This is a genomic window from Undibacterium sp. TC4M20W (assembly GCF_049340245.1).
Lineage (GTDB): Bacteria > Pseudomonadota > Gammaproteobacteria > Burkholderiales > Burkholderiaceae_D > Undibacterium.
Map to the genome: position 1 here is coordinate 1 of NZ_JBMPPI010000090.1, position 280 is coordinate 280.

Annotated in this window: 1 pseudogene; it reads left to right on the top strand. The window is 50.0% G+C overall.

Features of this window, described 5'->3' with window-relative positions:
* Positions 1–255 (top strand): annotated as a pseudogene (locus ACO0LL_RS30410) (hypothetical protein); the annotation flags it as partial.
* Positions 256–280: the final 25 nt, after the last annotated feature.

The following is a 280-nucleotide window of genomic DNA, read 5'->3' on the forward strand; positions in this document are numbered from 1 at the left end:
CGCATATTTGGCGAGTTGCACATCGAAGGATTCGACGTTAGCCACACCAAGGATGGATTTCGATGGGAGGAATATGAGGATGAATTCCTTGATCTCCTCAAGGATGCGATTGAAAGTGTGGATGTCGATAACAAGGATGAATTGCTGAAACCCGGCATGACAGCGCAGGTGCGCCTGGTCGTTGGCAGCCGTGAAAACGTCGTGCGCATACCTACCGCTGCGCTGCGTTTTGCCCGGTTTTGCAAAGTATCATAAGAAAGGCGTTTTTTTTCGCTTGCCT